This is a genomic window from Brevundimonas sp. ABV4_179, from assembly GCF_056311945.1.
The window spans coordinates 1,727,060-1,743,450 of record NZ_CM149976.1; the positions used below are offsets into that span (position 1 = coordinate 1,727,060).

Consider the following 16,391-nt stretch of genomic DNA (forward strand, 5'->3'; position numbering starts at 1 on the left):
CGCAACCCGCTAGCGATTACGGCCGCCGCGGTTGGGGCGACGGTCGCCGGCCTCGCGGCTTTCGTGACGCCAGCGGATCGACAGGCTGGTCTGGCCCTGGCCGCCGAATTGCGAAGCGATGGCGACGTTGCGGCGGGGCTGCCACTCCACCTTCACCGCCGCGCCGTTCTGACCGCCGCCGATGACCTCCAGATAGACGTCGTCGGTGATATAGCGACCGCCGGCCACCGTGACCGCCGAGGCGTCGCCGCCGAACGACAGCCGGTCAAGGCCCGCCAGTTCGCGCAGGTTGCCGATCACGTCGAACCCGCCGCCGCCCGCCAGGGCCGCGACACCGGCCGCCAGCTGCGCCGCCTCGAACGCCGACAACTGAGACGCCGACCGTCCGAACAACACCTGCGACAGGATTTCGTCCTGGGGCAGGGAGGGGGTGGAGGTCAGGGCGATCTTCGGCTCGGCCGCCGTGCCGGTGACGTTGATGGTGGCGGTCAGGGCCGCGTCTTCTCGCGTCGCCGACAGGTTCAGACGGATCTGCTTGGGATCGGTCGACAGGGTGACGCGGCCAGTGTCGTCGAACACGAACCGCTTGCCCGCGAACTCATAATCGCCGCGCACCACATTGGCCGAGCCGGTCAGCTGGGGTTCGGCGATGGTGCCGCGCACGCGGGCGTTGACGTCCAGGATAACGTTCAGGCCGCGTCCGTTGACCCGCACCTTGCCGCCCGAAGATCGCAGACTGATATCCATGCCGATCTGCGGGCCGCGCGCCTTCTGCTCGCTTTCGACCGGATCGCCGCCGGGGCGATTGATCTCGACCACGTCCATGGAGACGATGCCGGTCGATCCGGGCAGTTCGGGTTCGATCTTGGCCTCGTCGACCACGATCTGACCGCCCAGCTGGATGTTGCCGTCGGCGCCGCGAACGATGGTGATCGGACCCGACGCCCGCGCCTCGGCGATGTCGTTGTCGATGACCCGGAAGCGGTTCAGCATCAGTTGGGCGTTGGAGCCCGAACCCTGTCGCAGACCCACGCGGCCTTGGCCGGACACGGTCCCGCCCTTGCCGTCGTTGGCGGTGAAGGTCTCGATCTGGGCCGCCGTGTCGTCGAACCGGGTCCGCAGCGTCAGATCGCTCAGCACCAGGCCCACCGCCTTTTCGCGATAGGCGCCCTGGCTCAGGTCGAACCGGCCGTTCAGGCGCGGGGCGTTCAGCGTGCCGCCGATGGTCGCCTGACCCGCCACCTGGCCCGCCAGGCTGCGCTCGCCGCCCAGGAACAGGTCCCAGATCGGCTGGATCTGGCCGTTGATGGACACCCGACCCGACATCTCGCGCGTCCGGGCGATGGCCAGCCGCAGCGGCGCGGCCGACGCCTCGACCGGCAGGACCACATCGGCCGAGGCCTGAACCGCGCCTTCGTCCACCGCCGTCGCCTTGATGCTGAGGCGGTCGCCCTCCAGGGTCGCGTCCACACGACCATTGACGGCCAGGCCACGCGGCGCATCGATGCTGCGCACGTTCTGCAGATCGACATTGGCCGTGCCCGACAGGTCGCCGCCCGCGCCGCGCATGGCCACCTGGCCGGTCACGCTGCCGCGAAGCTCAGGCGAGATGGAGCCCAAATCCACGCGCGTCAGGTCGGCCTGCACCGCCACGGTGCGCGCATCTTGTCTCAGATCGGCCAGCAGCACGCCGCCGCCGACGCCCAGGTCCAGATGCGCCGTCCGGTTCGCCCCGTTCAGGGTGATCGAGGCGGGGCTGCGGGTGGTGAAGGCGACCTCGCGCACCCGACCGCCGCCGCGCAGCGTCAGGCCGTGGGTCGTGTTCTGGCGCGAATAGACGCCCGTGCCGTTGAACTGGGCCGGCGTCGGCCCGCCGACGTCCAGCGCCAGAGTGAAGGGCAGATTGTTCAGCGTGCCGCGCCCCTTGAGGTCAAGGGTGCGGATGATCCAGCTCTGGCCGGCCAGCCGCACATTGCGGCCGTTGACGTCCAGGATGGCGCTGTCCGACCCGCCGCCGTCCGTCAGCCGCACGCGGCCGTTGGCTTCGCCCGAGGCCAGGAAGGCCCCGGCCCGCGCCGTGAAGGTCAGGTCGGCGCTGGACGGGATGTTGTTCGACAGGGCGATGGCGCCCTTGGCCGTCACCCCGCCCGCATCGACGTCCAGATCGCTCAGGCGAATACGCTTGCCGCCCAGGAAGAAGTTGCCCGAGGCGCGGGCCGGTCCATAGTTCGAACCGCTGACCACCGAAATCCGGCCGTCCGAGGCATCGGCGCCCTTGCGGAAGCTCAGGGTCATGTCGGCGTTGTTCAGCGTCAGGGCGCCGGCCGTGACCTGCTGGAAGCCGGCGGTCAGATCGACGCGCGGTTGGGACAAGGTGCCGGTCAGGGCGCCGCGTCCGTTCATGTCGCCGCCGATCTCGACCGGCCCGGCCGCGAACGGTCCGCGCGCGTTCCAGTCCAGCGCCAGCCGCAGACGGCCCGCCGTCTCGATCAGACCCTTGGCGCCGGCCCGTCCGGCCGCGCCGGTCAGTTCGCCGCGCTCGACCTCGATCCGGCCGCCGTTCAGCCGCCCGGCCAGTTGCAGGCGGGGCGTCTTGCCCAGCAGCCGGTCCAGCTCTTCCATGCCGATGGTCAGGTTTCGGCCGCGTCCGTCGAAGTTCAGGACCCACGGCGCGCCGGCCCGCGCCGACGAGGCCCGGATCGGCCCCCCGAAGGCGCCGCGCGCGTCCGGCAGCACCCGCCTGGCGTCCGTCAGCTGCGCCTCGCCCCGGAAGCTCATTCCACCCAGCAGATTGCGCGAGCCGGAGCCTTTCAGCGTCAGCCCCTGGCCCTGCAGATCGACCGTCTTCAGCAGGATGGCGCCGTCCTTCATCCGCGCCGCCTGCATCTGCACGCGGGGCGATGCGCCAAGCAGACCCCCGATGATCCCTTCGCCCGATCCGCCGTTGGCGCGAATGTCGCCGTCAAGATCCATCCGGCCGTTCTTGACCACAAGGTTCAGCGGCCCGGCCATGCGGGTGGCGCGATAGCTGGCCACATTGGCGTTCAACAAGGTCACGGCGCCGTTCAGGCTCCAGTTCTGGGCGTCGCCCTTGAACAGGCCGGTATAGGCGGCCGGCCCGGCCACATCCGATCCAACCAGTCGGCTCAGCGATGCGGTCTGGATGTCCAGCTTGATGCCGTCCGGCGAACTACGATCCGAGTTGCGGATCAGGCCGCGCGCCTCGGACTGGACGTTGTCGGAAATCAGCTTCCAGGCCACGCCCTGGCCCGTCTTGTCCGGCGTGGGGACCATGGCGAAGCCGAAGCGGGCGGTGCGCCCGACCTTGGTCACGAAGGGCGCCAAGAGGTCCGATCCGCTGAAGTCGGCGAAGCCCGAAACGCGCGATCCCTTGTCGCCGAAATGCCCCTGCACGATCAGGGGCGTGAACCGACCTGTCTGGACACGCGCGTTGACCACGTCGGCGTTCAGCACGGCCGTCGCGGAGAAGGGCTGGTCGGGCGAGTAACCCAGCGCCCCGGCCAGCGGTCCGCCCTGTGCCTCGTTGGCGCGCAGGTTCAGGCGCGTGTCCTCAAGCTTGCCGCCGAAACTGGCCGCCAGACGCAGGAAGTCGCCGGGCCGGTTCAGGCTGTCGGCGTTCACGGTCGCGCTCTTGGCGCCGTTGCGCGGCAGGCTGGCGTCGCCCGACAGGCTCCAGCGACCGTATTCCTTTGAGAAGCCTTCCATCAGTTCGACGTTGGCGGCGAATTTGTCGATGCGGACCGAGATCGGCTGCGGGGCGGACGGCTCGTTGGTCGGCGGCTCCACCACCGGGCGACGCAGCACGCGGATGGTCTCGGCCTTGATGTCGTTGGCGTGGAAGCTGCGGTTCAGCAGGGCTAGATAGGACCAGTCCATGCTGAGGTTGTTCGCCTCCAGCCAGACGCCCTGGCTGTCGGCCAGGGTTATGCGGTCGATGGTGAAATCGCGGAGCAGATCGCCCTTCAGCCCATAGACCTTGAGCCGGCCGTAGCGGCTGATCTTCAGATCTTGGATCCGCTCCAGCACCAGCTGCCGCCCGCCATCCGACGCGATGTAGAACCGCCCCGCCACCAGGGTCGCCGCGACCAGCACCAGAAGACCGGCGACGATTGCGCCTGCGATCAAGGCGACGCGCCGGATCAGGCCGCGCTTGCGCGCCCGTTTGGCCGGCGTCGGCTTTGCCGGCGGGGTTTCTTCCGTCACGGCGTCGGGCTGGGCGTCGGGGCCGGTCTCGGGCGGTATGTCGATCAAAACGCCTGCCCGATGCTGATGTAGATCTGGAAGTTGGAATCGCCTTCACGCTTGTTCAACGGCATGGCGACGTCTGCGCGGATCGGGCCGAACGGCAGCATGTATCGCACCCCGACGCCGGCGCCATAGCGCATGTTCGTCAGGTTCGGCGTCTCCTGGAAGCCAACGGATCCAGCGTCCACGAAGGCCACGGCCTGGAAGCTCTGGCCGATCGACTGGCGCGCCTCAAGCGAGGTCTCGAACAGCGACACGCCCCCACGCGGCGTACCGTCGGGCAGTTGCGGATTGACGCCCTGATAGGAGTAGCCGCGCACCGACCCGCCGCCGCCGGAATAGAACAGGCGGTCTGACGGCACGCTCAGTTCGCTGCCGCCGACGATGGAGCCGATCCGCACCCGGCCGGCCAGAATGGTTCGGTCCCCGGCGACCGGCACATAGGCGGTGCCTTGAGTCTCGGTGCGCAGGAACAGGACGTTGCTGTCGCCCGTCACCGCCGTCGGCTGGACCGCCAGATTGACGCGCCAGCCCTTGGTCGGGTTCAGCGGATCGTTGGAATGGTCGATGTAGGCGCTGGTGCGCGCGGTGATGATCGCCAGGTCTCGGTCGAACGTCACCCTCTGCGGCGGCAGGGTGGTGTAGTCGTACCGCGTCTCGCTGTAGCGCCCCGCGTCGAGGCCGATGCCATAGTTGAAATAAGAGGTCTTGCCGATCCGCTGCTGCAGGTCGGCGTACAGCACCGCGGCGGTCCGAAGATAGGCGTCGGTGTCTTCATTGACCACGGCGGCGCCCAGCTTCAGCGTCCGACCCGGCCGACGCCAGTGGGGCAGCGACAGATCGGCGCCGATGCGGCTGTCGATATCCGCCAGTCGTGCTTCCAGCCGCAGCGTATCGGCCCGGCCGAAGCGATTGTAGCGGGTCTGGATCACGTCCACACCCGCGCCCTCGGCGGTGGACCAGGTGGCGCCGGCTTCCAGCACGCGGCGCGGCCGGTCCTGCAGGCTGACGATCACGGGCCTCAGACCCTCGGTCGTGGTCTGGTCCAGGGGCGACAGCGACACGCCGATGCCGTCATAGACGGCGGTGTCCAGCAGCCGCCGCTCCAGTTCCGCCACCTGGTCGGGATCGTAGCGGTCGCCTTCCTTCCACGGCGCCAGGCCGGCGACCCATTCGGGATTTGTGCGGCCACGGCCCAGGACGCGAACGCCGTCCAGTCGCACCAGGCCGCCCGAGGCGATCCGGTATTCCGGCGCGACGGTATAGGCGGCGTGATCCACCACCACGCGACGCGGATCGGCCTTGGCGTCGGCGTAGCCGTCGCGCACCAGGGCCGCGACCAGCCGCCCTTCGCCCGAGATCACGTCCACCGCACGGCCCGGCTCCCCCGCCTTCAGCCCGATGGCGTCGCGACCTTTGGCCTGAGCCTCGGCCTCCGGCGCGGGATCGCTCCAGGCCACTTTGGGGTCGGTCAGAAGGAAGCGACGGCCCGGCTGGACCGACACGATGGCCACCGGGTTGTCGTCGCCCTCGACCAGATCCTCGACCGTGGGCTGGTAGTAACCCTCCGAGCGCAGCAGCGCGGTGGCCGAGGCCACCGCGCTTTCGGCGCGTCTGCGGGCTTCGAACCGGCTTTCCGGCGCGCCGTCGACCTCGCCCACGGCGCGTTCCAGGGCGCGGCGCAGGTCGGCGTCCATATCGCCGCGAATCTGGGCGCGCGGGTCGGCGGCGGCGGCGTGCGCGCAGCCCGAAAAGGCCGCGAGCGCCGCGACCAGCAGGGAAGGCCTGAACGTCAAACTCCATCTTTCGTCAAAGCGCGGCGCGTCGAATCCCGGTTCTCTCAGTAGAACAGGGTTTCGCTTTCGGGTTGGACCGACTGTTCCGACGACCGTTCCTCGGGCGGCAGTCTGTCGCTGGGCGGCGGCGTCGGCGTGGGGTCGCGCACTTCCGGCGCGGGGGCGGGCGGTTGTTCGACCGGAGCGGGCGCTTCCTGCTCGACCTTGACAGGTTCGCGGTCGTCGTCCGACCGGGACGGGCGATCATCGCAAGCCGACAGCGCGAGCGCAGCCAGGGCGGCGGCGGCCAGTAGGGTGTTGGAACGTCTCATTGAATTCCCCGGGTCTTCGCCCTTGCAACGCTCGTCGCGCGCTGGCGTTCCCTTAGCGCCGAAAACCTCTGGGGTCATCCGGCCTGGTCCGATCTCTGGGTCGACCCCTCAGCCGACCACAGGGCCACAGCCTTCTCCAGACGCAGGGCTGAACTATGACCGGGCTTGGATGCCTCGTCGTCGAAGCGCGGCGCCGGACCGGGCAGGCCGTGGTCGAACGCTCCCCTCGCGCGATTGTGCGGGTGGTCCGGCGCCTCGGCCAGGCTCAGGACCGGCGTGACGCAGGCCTCACTGCCCTCGAAATGGTTCGCCCAGTCGTCACGGTCGCGCTGGGCGAACAGATCGGCGAATCGTACGTGCATCGCGGGCCAGCCGGCCATGTCGTATTGAGGCGCCGCATCGGGAGGAAGCTGCAGCCCCTTCAGCAAGGCGGCGTAGAATCGCGGCTCCAGCGCCGCTACGGCCACGAACCCGCCGTCTCGACAAGCATAGCAGCGATAAAAGGGCGCGCCGCCGTCCAGCAGGTTCGCGCCCCGCCGGTCGTTCCACATCCCCTGTCCCCGAAACGCCTGGAAAATGCCGCCGAGCAGGGCCGCGCCATCGGTCATGGCCGCATCCACCACCCGACCCCGACCCGTACTCCGGGCCTCGATCAGAGCCGCCAGCACGCCGACGACCAGCATCATCGCCCCGCCGCCATAGTCGCCGACCAGGTTCAGCGGCGGCGTCGGCGGTCGGTCCGCATCGCCCATGGCGTGCAGCACGCCCGACAGGCCGATGTAGTTCAGGTCGTGGCCCACGGCCTGCGCCAGGGGCCCCGTCTGGCCCCATCCCGTGACGCGCCCGACCACCAGGGCGGGATTTCGGGCCTGCAGGACATCCGGCCCGAACCCCAGCCGTTCCAACACGCCGGGGCGATACCCCTCGATCACCGCGTCTGCGCCGTCGATCAGCGTCAGGATGCGCGCCTGGTCCGCCGGATCCTTAAGATCCACCGGCACGGCGGCGCGCCCGCGATGCAGCACCGCCTCGCCCACCTGATCGAACACGGCGGGCGCCGCTGATTCGCTGCGGGTCAGCCTGAGGACCTCGGCGCCCATGTCGGCCAGCATCATGCCGGCGAAGGTCACCGGCCCCAGGCCGTCGAATTCGATGATGCGGAGGCCGTGAAGTGGTTGCATTCGACATGAGTAGCAGACGCGGCCTTGACCGGAAGGCCGGATTGCAACAGAAGGCGCCCTTCGACGGTTCGGGCGGCGCCTGGACGTCGCTCGGTGCGTCCTTAGCTCAGTTGGTTAGAGCATCTGACTTTTAATCAGAGGGTCCTCGGTTCGAGCCCGAGAGGACGTACCATTTTCATTTGACGCGCGGCCCTTGGGATTAGGCCGCCTCGGCCGTAACCATCCGCGCGATGTCGGGCGGTTGGATGGCTATGGCCTGGGCCAATGCCGATCCGACGACCGCTCCCATTTCATGCGAACTGGTGATGCCTTGGGCGAAGGGGTGGCGGCCCATCAGGAAGGGCAGGCTCAGGCAGAACAGGCGGTCGGGCGGCAGTCGGTCTGTGACCGGATGGAAGGCGTCGTCCAGCGCCACGCCGCGCACCGCTTTGGGCGCATCGGGCGAGATCTGATCCAGGATGACCCCTTGCGAGATCAGGGACGGGAAGGGGAAGGCGTCGGCGGATAGCGGACGTTGGCCCAGAGCCTCCACAAAGACCGGGAAATGCAGCCGCATCCCGTCATACTGCACAGCGGCGCCGCAACCCTCCACCGGCTGGGTGTCCAGGCGATAGTCGTCGCCCAGCGCCAGCACCTGAAGTCGGCCCGCGTCGTGCAGCGCCAGAAGACGGGTGATGGAGGCGTGGGGCACGGCGCCGTAATCGTCCACGAACACCGGTTTCAGCCAACGCTCGAACCGTTCGAACTGGCGACCGTCCAGATGGGGCACGATCGCGCCGATCACCTCGTGCATCCGCAGGATGGCGTCACGCCAGGGAATGGTGAAGCGTCGTTCGTGGTTACGGCGGGCCTCCTGCAGGTTCCGGCGCGCCCAGACGAACGGGTCGGTCGCCGCACGCGCTGCGAAATAGGCCTCTCCAAAGGATTCCACGGTCGCATCTGCAAGTCCGATGGATTGGGCGTAGCCGGGGTCGGCCAGCGTCAGTTCCTGTCGGAACAGATCGAAGGCTTCGTCCAGCAAATCATCGGTCCTGCGCGCGATCAGATCGGCGATGGCCGCCTCGGTGCATAGGGCGAGCGGCGCGTGGGGCAGGGGGAAGTAGAAGTCCGCCTCGGGCAGCAGGCCCTTGCGCGACATCATGGTCAGGCCGAAGGCCTCCGCGCCGCGATGGGGAACGTAGATCAGGTCGCCGCCCTCTTCCTCGACGAAATCGCCGTGCGCCAGAGCCAGGGCCACGGCCGCGTCGATCGCGGTCAGGGAGGATCCGCGGATCCCCACCTGCGCGGCCGGCAGCCCCGACAGTTTCGACGCCGGCCATGGCGACAGGAAGTAGCCGGGTCGCACCTCAGGGTCCGACGGCCATTGATGGCCGGTCGCCAGCACCACATGGTCGAAGGTCTCGTCCGTCACGAATCCCAGATGCGGCGCGACCGTCAGTCTTATGCCCTCCGCCACGTTCGCGGCGTCGATGACGCGACAGGCCGTGCGGACCTCGATGCTGGCGCCCGCAGCCCGGGCGTCGCGCACCAGGGCGGCGAATTGGTCGGCGAAATAGCGGCCCAGAACCAAGCGCGGCAGGAAGGCCCGCGCATCAATCTGATGCGGGGCGACGCCCAAGGCCGCCAGATCGGCCGGAGCTTGACGTTCCAGCCAGGTCAACAGCGTCTCCCGCACGGGCGGGATTTCGATGCTGGCGATATTGGCCAGCATCGCCGGGTCGTTCCAGCCCGGACGATAGGGCGCGCCCATGCCGGCCGTCGGCTGCTGTTCGAAGACGGTGATGTCGACATCCGCGCGACCTTCGGCGAGCAGGGCGGCCAGGGTGTAGATCGTCGTCGGCCCGGCTCCGACGAAGGCGATGGATGGCGTCATTCCCACTGAATGCGCCATCACGACAATGGCGCCATCGCCTTGAAAATTAAGGAAGGCGGTCGCCTTCTTCGGCGCAACTCTGACCAAGCTGTTGGGGTGCAACGCCGACCCTTCCTGATGGCGGTGGCGGTGGGCGCGGCCTGCGACTTCCTGACGCCCCTCGGGCGCCGGTGCAAGACGCTGGTCATGGGGCCGGGGGGCTATCGGTTCGGCGACTATCCCCAGCTTGGCGCCCTCTTGAGCCTGCTGGTTCTGTTTGTCGCGCCGCCGCTGATCCTGCTGTTCTGGCCGCTGTGACGACGCGGTCGCGACCACCCGACCTTTGGCTCTAGCGGCCGGACGTGATCTAAGGGGCCGGATGAAGACAGTTGTTTTTGCGATAGCGGCGGTCGGCGGCGTGGCGTCGATCGGTCTGGCGGGCTGCAACGCCGGGCGCTCGGCCATGGGCGGAGCCGAGCAGGTTGGGGCGGGGTTCGCCGCGGCGGCCACAGCGCCGCTGGAGGACTTCAACCTGCGTCGTCAGATGATCCCGACGGTGCTGCTTCAGGCCGAGGCCAATCCCTACGATCTGCGTAACCTGAACCAATGCTCAACCATCGGCGCCGAGGTCGCGCGGCTGGACGAGGCTCTGGGACCGGACACCGACGAGCCGCCGCGCCAGGACGGCGCCTATCTCAGCGAACGGGCGGCCGATGCCGCGGCCCGGGCCACGCTGGAGGCCATTCGCGGCACGACCACCGACTTCATTCCAGGGCGCAGCTGGATTCGCAGGCTCAGCGGCGCCGAGCAGCATTCCAAGCATGTCCAGTCCGCCATCCAGTCCGGCCGGATGCGCCGCGCCTTCCTGAAGGGGATGGGGATGCAGCGCAACTGCGCCCCGCCCGCCGCGCCCAGCTGGTTCAGGCCGCAGCGCTAGTGGCTTGTTTCCTGCGTCATCCTCGGGCTTGACCTGAGGATGACGGTTTAGAACAGGGCGTCTATCCGTTCGACGTATGCCGCGAATGGAAGTCGCGGCGGAAGGCCTCGAACCGGCCTTCGGCAATCGCCGCCCGCATGGCCGCCGTCAGGGCCTGATAGAAGGCGATGTTGTGCCAGCTGAGCAGCACCTTTCCTAGGATTTCGTCGGCGCGGATCAGGTGGTGCAGATAGGCTTTTGAATACTGCGACGACGGCCCGTCGATGGTCGGATCCAGCGGGTCCTGATCCTCGGCGAAGCGGGCGTTCTTCAGATTCAGCGGGCCGTCCCAGGTCCAGGCCTGACCGTGGCGCCCGGCGCGGGTCGGCAGGACGCAGTCGAACATATCGACGCCCCGATAGACGGCCTCGACCAGATCGACCGGCTTGCCCACGCCCATCAGATAGCGGGGGCGGTCCTGAGGCAGGAACTCGGGCGCGTAATCCAGCACCTCGCACATCGCCTGATGGCCTTCGCCCACGGCCAGGCCGCCGATGGCGTAGCCGTCGAAGCCGATCTCCTGAAGCTGTTCGGACGATTGACGACGCAGGTCTTCGAAGGTCGAACCCTGCTGGATGCCGAACAGGGCCTGATGCTCGCGCGCACCGAACCGCGCCTTGGAGCGCGCGCCCCAGCGGATCGACAGCTCCATCGCCTTTCGGGCCGCGTCCTTCTCCGCCGGATAGGCGACGCACTGGTCCAACTGCATGGAGATGTCGGCGCCGATACGGTCGGCCTGAATCTCGATGGAGCGTTCCGGCGTCAGGACGTGTTTGGAGCCGTCGATGTGGCTGGAGAAGGTCACGGCCTCCTCCTTCACCTTGGAAATCCCGGCCAGGGACATGACCTGGAAACCGCCGCTGTCGGTCAGGATCGGCTTGTCCCAGCCCATGAACCTGTGCAGGCCGCCCAAGCGCTCCATCCGCTCGGGGCCGGGACGCAGCATCAGGTGATAGGTGTTGCCCAGCAGGATGTCGGCGCCGGTCGCCTTGACCTGATCCACCGTCATCGCCTTGACCGTCGCGGCGGTGCCGACCGGCATGAAGGCGGGGGTGCGGATGTTGCCGCGCGACGTCTTCAGCACGCCGGTGCGGGCGCGGCCCTCGGTGGCGGAAATCTCAAACGGTAAGGGCATCAGGCGATCAGTCGTTCAAGCTGCTCGACGCGCGCCAGGTCCTTGGGGCGGCCGAACAGGCGGTAAAGGGCGATGTGATCCCGGACATCGGGCACGAACAGCGCCGTGTCCTCCACAAAGACCTGACGGCGCGAGGCGAAGGCGGCCGGCGCCCAGTCGCCGCCGTCGCGCACCTCCAGTCCGGCCATCACCTCGATCAGGATCGGCTGGTCCGGCGCGCGGCCGAACACGGCGGATCGGAACAGGCCCTCGCCAGGATCGGCCACCACATGACCGTCCAGCGACGCCAGCAGGGCGCGGGCGTCGCGCGGCGCGCACAGCACGTCGATGTCGGGCACATGGATCTCGTCCAGGCCGTATAGCGCCATGGCCGCCCCGCCGAAGATCCACCACGGCGACTTCAGGTCGCGCGCGGCCTCTCCGACGGCGATCAGGCCTTCCTTGAGGTCGTCGGGCAAATGATCGGCGGGCACGTCGGATAGTCTTTCTGCTGAAGGGGAGGGCGCATTTAGGAGGTCTGGCGGCGAATGACCACCCGGCTCACCAATCCAGGGCCGTCTCGCCGCGCAGGATCGCCTCGGCTTGGGGGCTGTGTTTGCCGCCCTCTCGGTCGTGCAGCACCAAGGGCGGCAGCAGGCGCAGCGGCGCCCGTCCGGTCTTGATCGCCTGGACCAGCACCCGCTTCGCCGGTTTGTCCGCAAACGGATGAATGGGCCGGATGGCGAACGATCCCGCCTTGTCGCCGAGCAGGGCCAACAGGTCCGCCAGCCGATCCGCGCGGTGGATCACCACGATCCGCCCGCCCTCGCGCACCGCCTTCAGCAGAAAGCCGGTCCAGGCTTTCAGCCCGTCTTCGGCCATCCAGGCGCCGCGCTTGCCCTCGGCAGGGGCGCGCAGGCCGGCGGGGTCGTCGAAGAAGGGCGGATTGGACACGGCCCAGTCGCCTGGCGCCGCGTTCAACGCCCGAAAGCCCGCCGCCACGTCGCCGGGGTGGATCGTGGTCGTCGCCGCCACGCGGTTGAGGGCCGCGTTCTCGACCGCCAGTGCCGCCATGGCCGGATCGCGCTCGATCCCCATAAGCCGCACGCCCGGTCGTCGCGCCGCGATCTGCATCAGAACCGCGCCCGCGCCGCAGCCGGCCTCGATCACCGTCTGCCCCGGCAGGGCCGGAACGGCGGCCGCCAGCAGGGCCGCGTCCATGCCGGCGCGATAGCCGCGCGCGGGCTGGCGCAACCGCACCCGTCCGTTCAGCAGGCCGTTCTCCACGATCTGCGGCGGCGTCGTTTCGACCGCGTTCAAGCCTCAATCTCCTTGACCCTCAAGGGGGCGAACATCATTGTGCGCCGCAGTGCGCCGGGGCAAGTCGAACCGGCCGCCTAATCCTTCGACGCGGTCCGCCGCGCCAGTGAAAGAGTATCTCTTGGAAGTCGCTCTCGCCGCCGCTCCCCGCTCCAAGGGCGACGTCAACGCTCTTGTCCGGCTGGCCGAGCGCGACATGGCCGCCGTGGACGCGCTGATCCTGGATCGGATGCAGTCGGACGTGCCGATCATACCCAAGCTGGCCGAGCATCTGGTGTCGGCCGGCGGCAAGCGCCTGCGTCCCCTGCTGACCGTCGCCGCCGCGCGCGCGGCGGGCGCCGCCGATGAGATTCTGTCGCCCAAGAAGCTGGCCGCGGCGGTGGAGTTCATCCACACCGCCACCCTGCTGCACGACGACATCGTCGATGCGTCGGAACTGCGTCGCGGCAAGGTCGCGGCCCATCTGATCTGGGGCGCGCCCACCAGCGTCCTGGTCGGCGATTTCCTGTTCGCCCGCGCCTTCGAGCTGATGGTCGAGACGGATTCGCTTCGGGCGCTGGGTATTCTGGCCTCGGCGTCGCGCGTGATTTCGGAGGGCGAGGTGCTGCAGTTGACGCGCGCCCATGACCTGAACCTGGACCAGGCCACCTATCTGCAGATCATCTCGGCCAAGACCGCCGAACTGTTCGCCGCCGCCGCCGAGGCGGGCGCGGTCGGGGCCGGGGCTTCGGCCGAGGCCGTCACGGCGATGCGCGATTACGGCATGGCGTTGGGCATCGCCTTCCAGCTGGCCGACGACGCTCTGGATTACGGCGCCACGGCCGAGGCCCTGGGCAAGAACGCCGGCGACGACTTCAACGAGGGCAAGGCCACCTTGCCGCTGCTGCTGGCGGTCGCCCGCACCAGGGGGCGCGAGGACGCTTTCTGGGATCGCACCGTGACCAAGGGCGAACGCACACCCGAGGATTTCGCCCGCGCCCGCGAACTGGTGGTGGGCTCGGGCGCCATCGGCGCGACGTTGGATCTGGCCGGCGAATACGCCGACGCCGCCAAGGCCGCCCTGTCGGTCCTGCCCGCCGGCGACTGGCGCGCGGCGCTGGAGGACCTGGCCGATTTCGCGGTGTCGCGCGCGGCCTGACCGTGACCCAAGCCGCCCCGGCCCCCGCCGACACCCTGGACCAGCAGGTCCGCGCCGCCGATCAGGATCGCTGGTTGTCCAGCCGCCTGGTCGCGCAGCCCGCCGCGCGCGCCGACCTGATCACGCTCTACGCCTTCGAGGCCGAGTTGATGGCCATACCGACCCGCGTGACCCAGCCGCTGTTGGCCGAGATGCGCTACACCTGGTGGGCGGAACAGATGGACGGCGTCTTCGCAGGCGCGCCGCGCAAAGGCCATCCGGTGCTGGAGGCCCTGACCGATCTGGTTGCGCGTCACGGCCTGGACCGCGCGCCGTTCGACGCGCTGATCGAGGCCCATATCGGGCGCGTGCGCGAAGAGCCGCACGACCTGGACGCCTTCTACGTCGGGCCGATGCAGGTCGGGGTGCGTATCCTGGCGGGCGAGGGCCATGACGCGGCCGTCGCGGATGCGGGCCGTGTCCGGGGCCTGACGCAGACGGGCCGGGGCCAAGAGGCGACCGCCCTGCGATCCACGGCCAATGCGGCTTTGAAGCGCCTCCCGCCCGTCGGCTTCCCCGCCGTGGCCCACGCCGCCTTGGCCGACCCCGAACGGCCCGAGCCGTTGAAGCGGTTGCGCCTGCTTTGGGCTGTGCTTCGGGGGCGTATCTGACCTAGCCGTTCAGCCCGGCGATCAGGCGCGCCAGCAGGACGTTCAGCGTCTTCTGTTCCTCGACAGACAGACCCGAAAGCGCCTCTTGCGCCGTGTCCTGATGGCTGGGCATGATGGCGTCGATCAGGGCGAAGCCCTTGTCCGTCAGGCGGACCAGCGTGGCGCGTCGGTCGCTGGGATGCGGACGACGCTCGACCAGGCCCGCCTTCTCCAGCCTGTCGATCCGCGCGGTCATGCCGCCCGAAGACATCATCGCCGCCTCGAACAGGGCGGTCGGCGTCAGGCCGTCGCGCTCTCCCGAGCGACGCAGCGTGGCCAGGACGTCGAACTCGCCATGCTGCAGGCCGTGGCGCGCGAATAACGGTGTCTGACGCTCGCGGATCACCAGGTGCGACGCCTCGTTCAGCCGGCCCAGCACCTCCATCGGCAGCATATCCAGATCGGGGCGTTGCACAGCCCATTGGGCGGCGGCGCGAGAAGCTCTGTCGGGCATGGTTATCTTGACATCGAGATACTTGAGGTCGAGAGACTAACGCGAATTCCAGTGGGAGTCTTGACCATGAGCGTACGATCCGGCGCCGCGCCGACGCGCGGCGCGTCGCTGCTGTTGCTGGCGGCCATCGTGGCCCTGGCGCTGAACCTGCGTCCGGCGATGGCGGCGGTCGGACCTTTGCTGGACCTGATCGAACGGGCGACGGGCATGGGTTCGACCGCCGCCAGCCTGCTGACCACCTTGCCGGTTCTGATGATCGGTCTGGGCGCTCTGTCGATCCGGCCCCTGCGGCGGCGGCTGGGTGAGCGGCGCGGGGTCCTGCTGGGCGCGCTGCTGATCGGCGGGGCCTGTCTGGTGCGGGTTACGCTCAAAGATACGGCGGGGCTGATCGCCAGCGCGGCGGTCGTCGGCGTCGGCGTCGCATTGATCCAGGCCCTGGCGCCGGTCGTCATCAAACGGGCCTTTCCTGCCCGGTTCGGCACGGTCATGGCGCTATACACGACCGGCATCATGGGCGGCGCGGCGATCGCGGCGGCCACAGCGGCGGGTTTGGCCGAAACGGTCGGCTGGGCCGGGACGCTGGCGCTTTGGAGCGTGCCAGCCTTCGTCGCCGCGATCATCTGGCTGGCGGCGTCGCGCGATCCGGCGGCCGAGGAGCCGAACCGCGCGGCCCTGGTCGAGGCCACGGACCCGGAACTGCCTTTTTGGCGTCAGGGGCGGGCGTGGCGGCTGATCCTGATCATGGGGCTGGGGACGTCGGCCTATACGCTGGTGCTGGCCTGGCTGCCGCCCTTCTACATCGACCTGGGCGAGCCCCGGGCCACGGCCGGCTATCTGCTCAGCGGCATGACCGGCGCAGAGGTCGCGGCGGGCCTGCTGGTGTCGATGACCATCGGCCGCTTCCCGGATCGACGCGGACCGATCCTGACGGCGCTGGTCCTGGCCCTGCTGGGTCTGGCGGGGCTGGTGGTCGCACCGATCAGCCTGGCGGTTCCGGTGGTGCTGGTCCTCGGCCTGGGGATCGGGGCGATCTTCCCGCTCAGCCTGATCCTGGCGATGGATCAGATCGAAGATCCCGCGCGGTCGGGCGACCTGCTGGCCTTCGTCCAGGGCGGCGGATACATCATCGCCAGCCTGTCGCCGCTGGGCGCCGGCCTGCTGCGCGATCACATGGCCGACCTGACCCAGGCCTGGGTGCTGATGGGCGTCGGCGTGGTCCTGCTGGGCGTGATGACGCTGGGCTTCCGGCCGGGCCTGCCCAAGCTGCGCTGAAGGGCTTGTTCGCCTTTAGACA

Annotated in this window: 14 protein-coding genes and 1 tRNA gene; 6 read left to right on the plus strand and 9 right to left on the minus strand. The window is 69.1% G+C overall.

Features of this window, described 5'->3' with window-relative positions:
• Nucleotides 1–9: 9 nt before the first annotated feature.
• The 4 genes from ACYX4P_RS08200 to ACYX4P_RS08215 all read right to left on the minus strand — a co-directional run bounded on the left by ACYX4P_RS08200 (nt 10) and on the right by ACYX4P_RS08215 (nt 7,554).
• On the minus strand, nt 10–4,272 hold the full coding sequence (locus ACYX4P_RS08200; protein WP_248119625.1) for a translocation/assembly module TamB domain-containing protein: 4,263 nt from the start codon (nt 4,270–4,272) through the stop codon (nt 10–12).
• Nucleotides 4,269–6,062, minus strand: a complete 1,794-nt coding sequence (locus tag ACYX4P_RS08205) for an autotransporter assembly complex protein TamA (protein WP_312570796.1) — start codon at nt 6,060–6,062, stop codon at nt 4,269–4,271. Before ACYX4P_RS08205 ends, ACYX4P_RS08200 begins: the two co-directional genes overlap by 4 nt.
• Before the next feature lie 44 nt (nt 6,063–6,106).
• Nucleotides 6,107–6,373 (minus strand): hypothetical protein, encoded by a 267-nt coding sequence (locus tag ACYX4P_RS08210; protein WP_248119629.1) that lies wholly within the window; start codon nt 6,371–6,373, stop codon nt 6,107–6,109.
• A 74-nt stretch (nt 6,374–6,447) separates the two neighbouring features.
• Entirely contained in the window at nt 6,448–7,554 is a 1,107-nt protein-coding gene (locus ACYX4P_RS08215) for a CaiB/BaiF CoA transferase family protein (protein WP_476070244.1), read from the minus strand.
• A gap of 95 nt (nt 7,555–7,649) precedes the next feature.
• Between ACYX4P_RS08215 and ACYX4P_RS08220 the strand changes: the two genes are divergently transcribed.
• Nucleotides 7,650–7,726: transfer RNA gene (locus ACYX4P_RS08220), tRNA-Lys, on the plus strand.
• A 27-nt stretch (nt 7,727–7,753) separates the two neighbouring features.
• Here ACYX4P_RS08220 and ACYX4P_RS08225 read toward each other — a convergent pair.
• Nucleotides 7,754–9,427 carry an FAD/NAD(P)-binding protein gene (locus ACYX4P_RS08225; protein WP_292046941.1) on the minus strand — a complete coding sequence of 558 codons (1,674 nt, stop codon included), beginning with the start codon at nt 9,425–9,427 and terminating at the stop codon, nt 7,754–7,756.
• 96 nt (nt 9,428–9,523) lie between these two features.
• Here ACYX4P_RS08225 and ACYX4P_RS08230 point away from each other — a divergent pair, with 96 nt between their 5' ends.
• Both ACYX4P_RS08230 and ACYX4P_RS08235 read left to right on the plus strand, forming a co-directional pair.
• The gene (locus ACYX4P_RS08230; RefSeq protein WP_248119635.1) at nt 9,524–9,724 is read left to right on the plus strand and encodes a hypothetical protein; all 201 of its coding nucleotides are present in this window, start codon (nt 9,524–9,526) and stop codon (nt 9,722–9,724) included.
• Between the two features lie 61 nt (nt 9,725–9,785).
• Nucleotides 9,786–10,343, plus strand: coding sequence for a hypothetical protein (locus ACYX4P_RS08235; protein ID WP_248119637.1), 558 nt, complete (start codon nt 9,786–9,788; stop codon nt 10,341–10,343).
• A 61-nt stretch (nt 10,344–10,404) separates the two neighbouring features.
• Here the strand turns inward: ACYX4P_RS08235 and tgt are convergent, their stop codons facing one another.
• The 3 genes from tgt to ACYX4P_RS08250 form a co-directional block, all read right to left on the minus strand.
• The gene (gene tgt, locus ACYX4P_RS08240; protein ID WP_248119826.1) at nt 10,405–11,520 is read right to left on the minus strand and encodes a tRNA guanosine(34) transglycosylase Tgt; all 1,116 of its coding nucleotides are present in this window, start codon (nt 11,518–11,520) and stop codon (nt 10,405–10,407) included.
• On the minus strand, nt 11,517–11,990 hold the full coding sequence (locus ACYX4P_RS08245; protein WP_248119639.1) for a hypothetical protein: 474 nt from the start codon (nt 11,988–11,990) through the stop codon (nt 11,517–11,519). The genes tgt and ACYX4P_RS08245 overlap by 4 nt, the downstream gene beginning before the upstream one ends.
• A 67-nt stretch (nt 11,991–12,057) precedes the next feature.
• Nucleotides 12,058–12,816: a tRNA1(Val) (adenine(37)-N6)-methyltransferase gene (locus tag ACYX4P_RS08250; protein WP_248119641.1), complete on the minus strand. Its 759-nt coding sequence runs from the start codon at nt 12,814–12,816 to the stop codon at nt 12,058–12,060.
• A 196-nt stretch (nt 12,817–13,012) separates the two neighbouring features.
• On the opposite strand from ACYX4P_RS08250, the gene ACYX4P_RS08255 reads away from it, so the two are divergent.
• Together ACYX4P_RS08255 and ACYX4P_RS08260 are read left to right on the plus strand one after the other, a co-directional pair.
• The gene (locus tag ACYX4P_RS08255) at nt 13,013–13,954 is read left to right on the plus strand and encodes a polyprenyl synthetase family protein (protein WP_374321720.1); all 942 of its coding nucleotides are present in this window, start codon (nt 13,013–13,015) and stop codon (nt 13,952–13,954) included.
• A gap of 2 nt (nt 13,955–13,956) precedes the next feature.
• On the plus strand, nt 13,957–14,604 hold the full coding sequence (locus ACYX4P_RS08260) for a squalene/phytoene synthase family protein (RefSeq protein ID WP_248119645.1): 648 nt from the start codon (nt 13,957–13,959) through the stop codon (nt 14,602–14,604).
• Between the two features lies 1 nt (nt 14,605).
• On the opposite strand, the gene ACYX4P_RS08265 is transcribed toward ACYX4P_RS08260, so the two are convergent.
• On the minus strand, nt 14,606–15,097 hold the full coding sequence (locus tag ACYX4P_RS08265) for a MarR family winged helix-turn-helix transcriptional regulator (RefSeq protein ID WP_248119647.1): 492 nt from the start codon (nt 15,095–15,097) through the stop codon (nt 14,606–14,608).
• Nucleotides 15,098–15,163: 66 nt separating this feature from the next.
• On the opposite strand from ACYX4P_RS08265, the gene ACYX4P_RS08270 reads away from it, so the two are divergent.
• Nucleotides 15,164–16,369 carry an MFS transporter gene (locus ACYX4P_RS08270; RefSeq protein WP_248119649.1) on the plus strand — a complete coding sequence of 402 codons (1,206 nt, stop codon included), beginning with the start codon at nt 15,164–15,166 and terminating at the stop codon, nt 16,367–16,369.
• Nucleotides 16,370–16,391 lie beyond the last annotated feature (22 nt).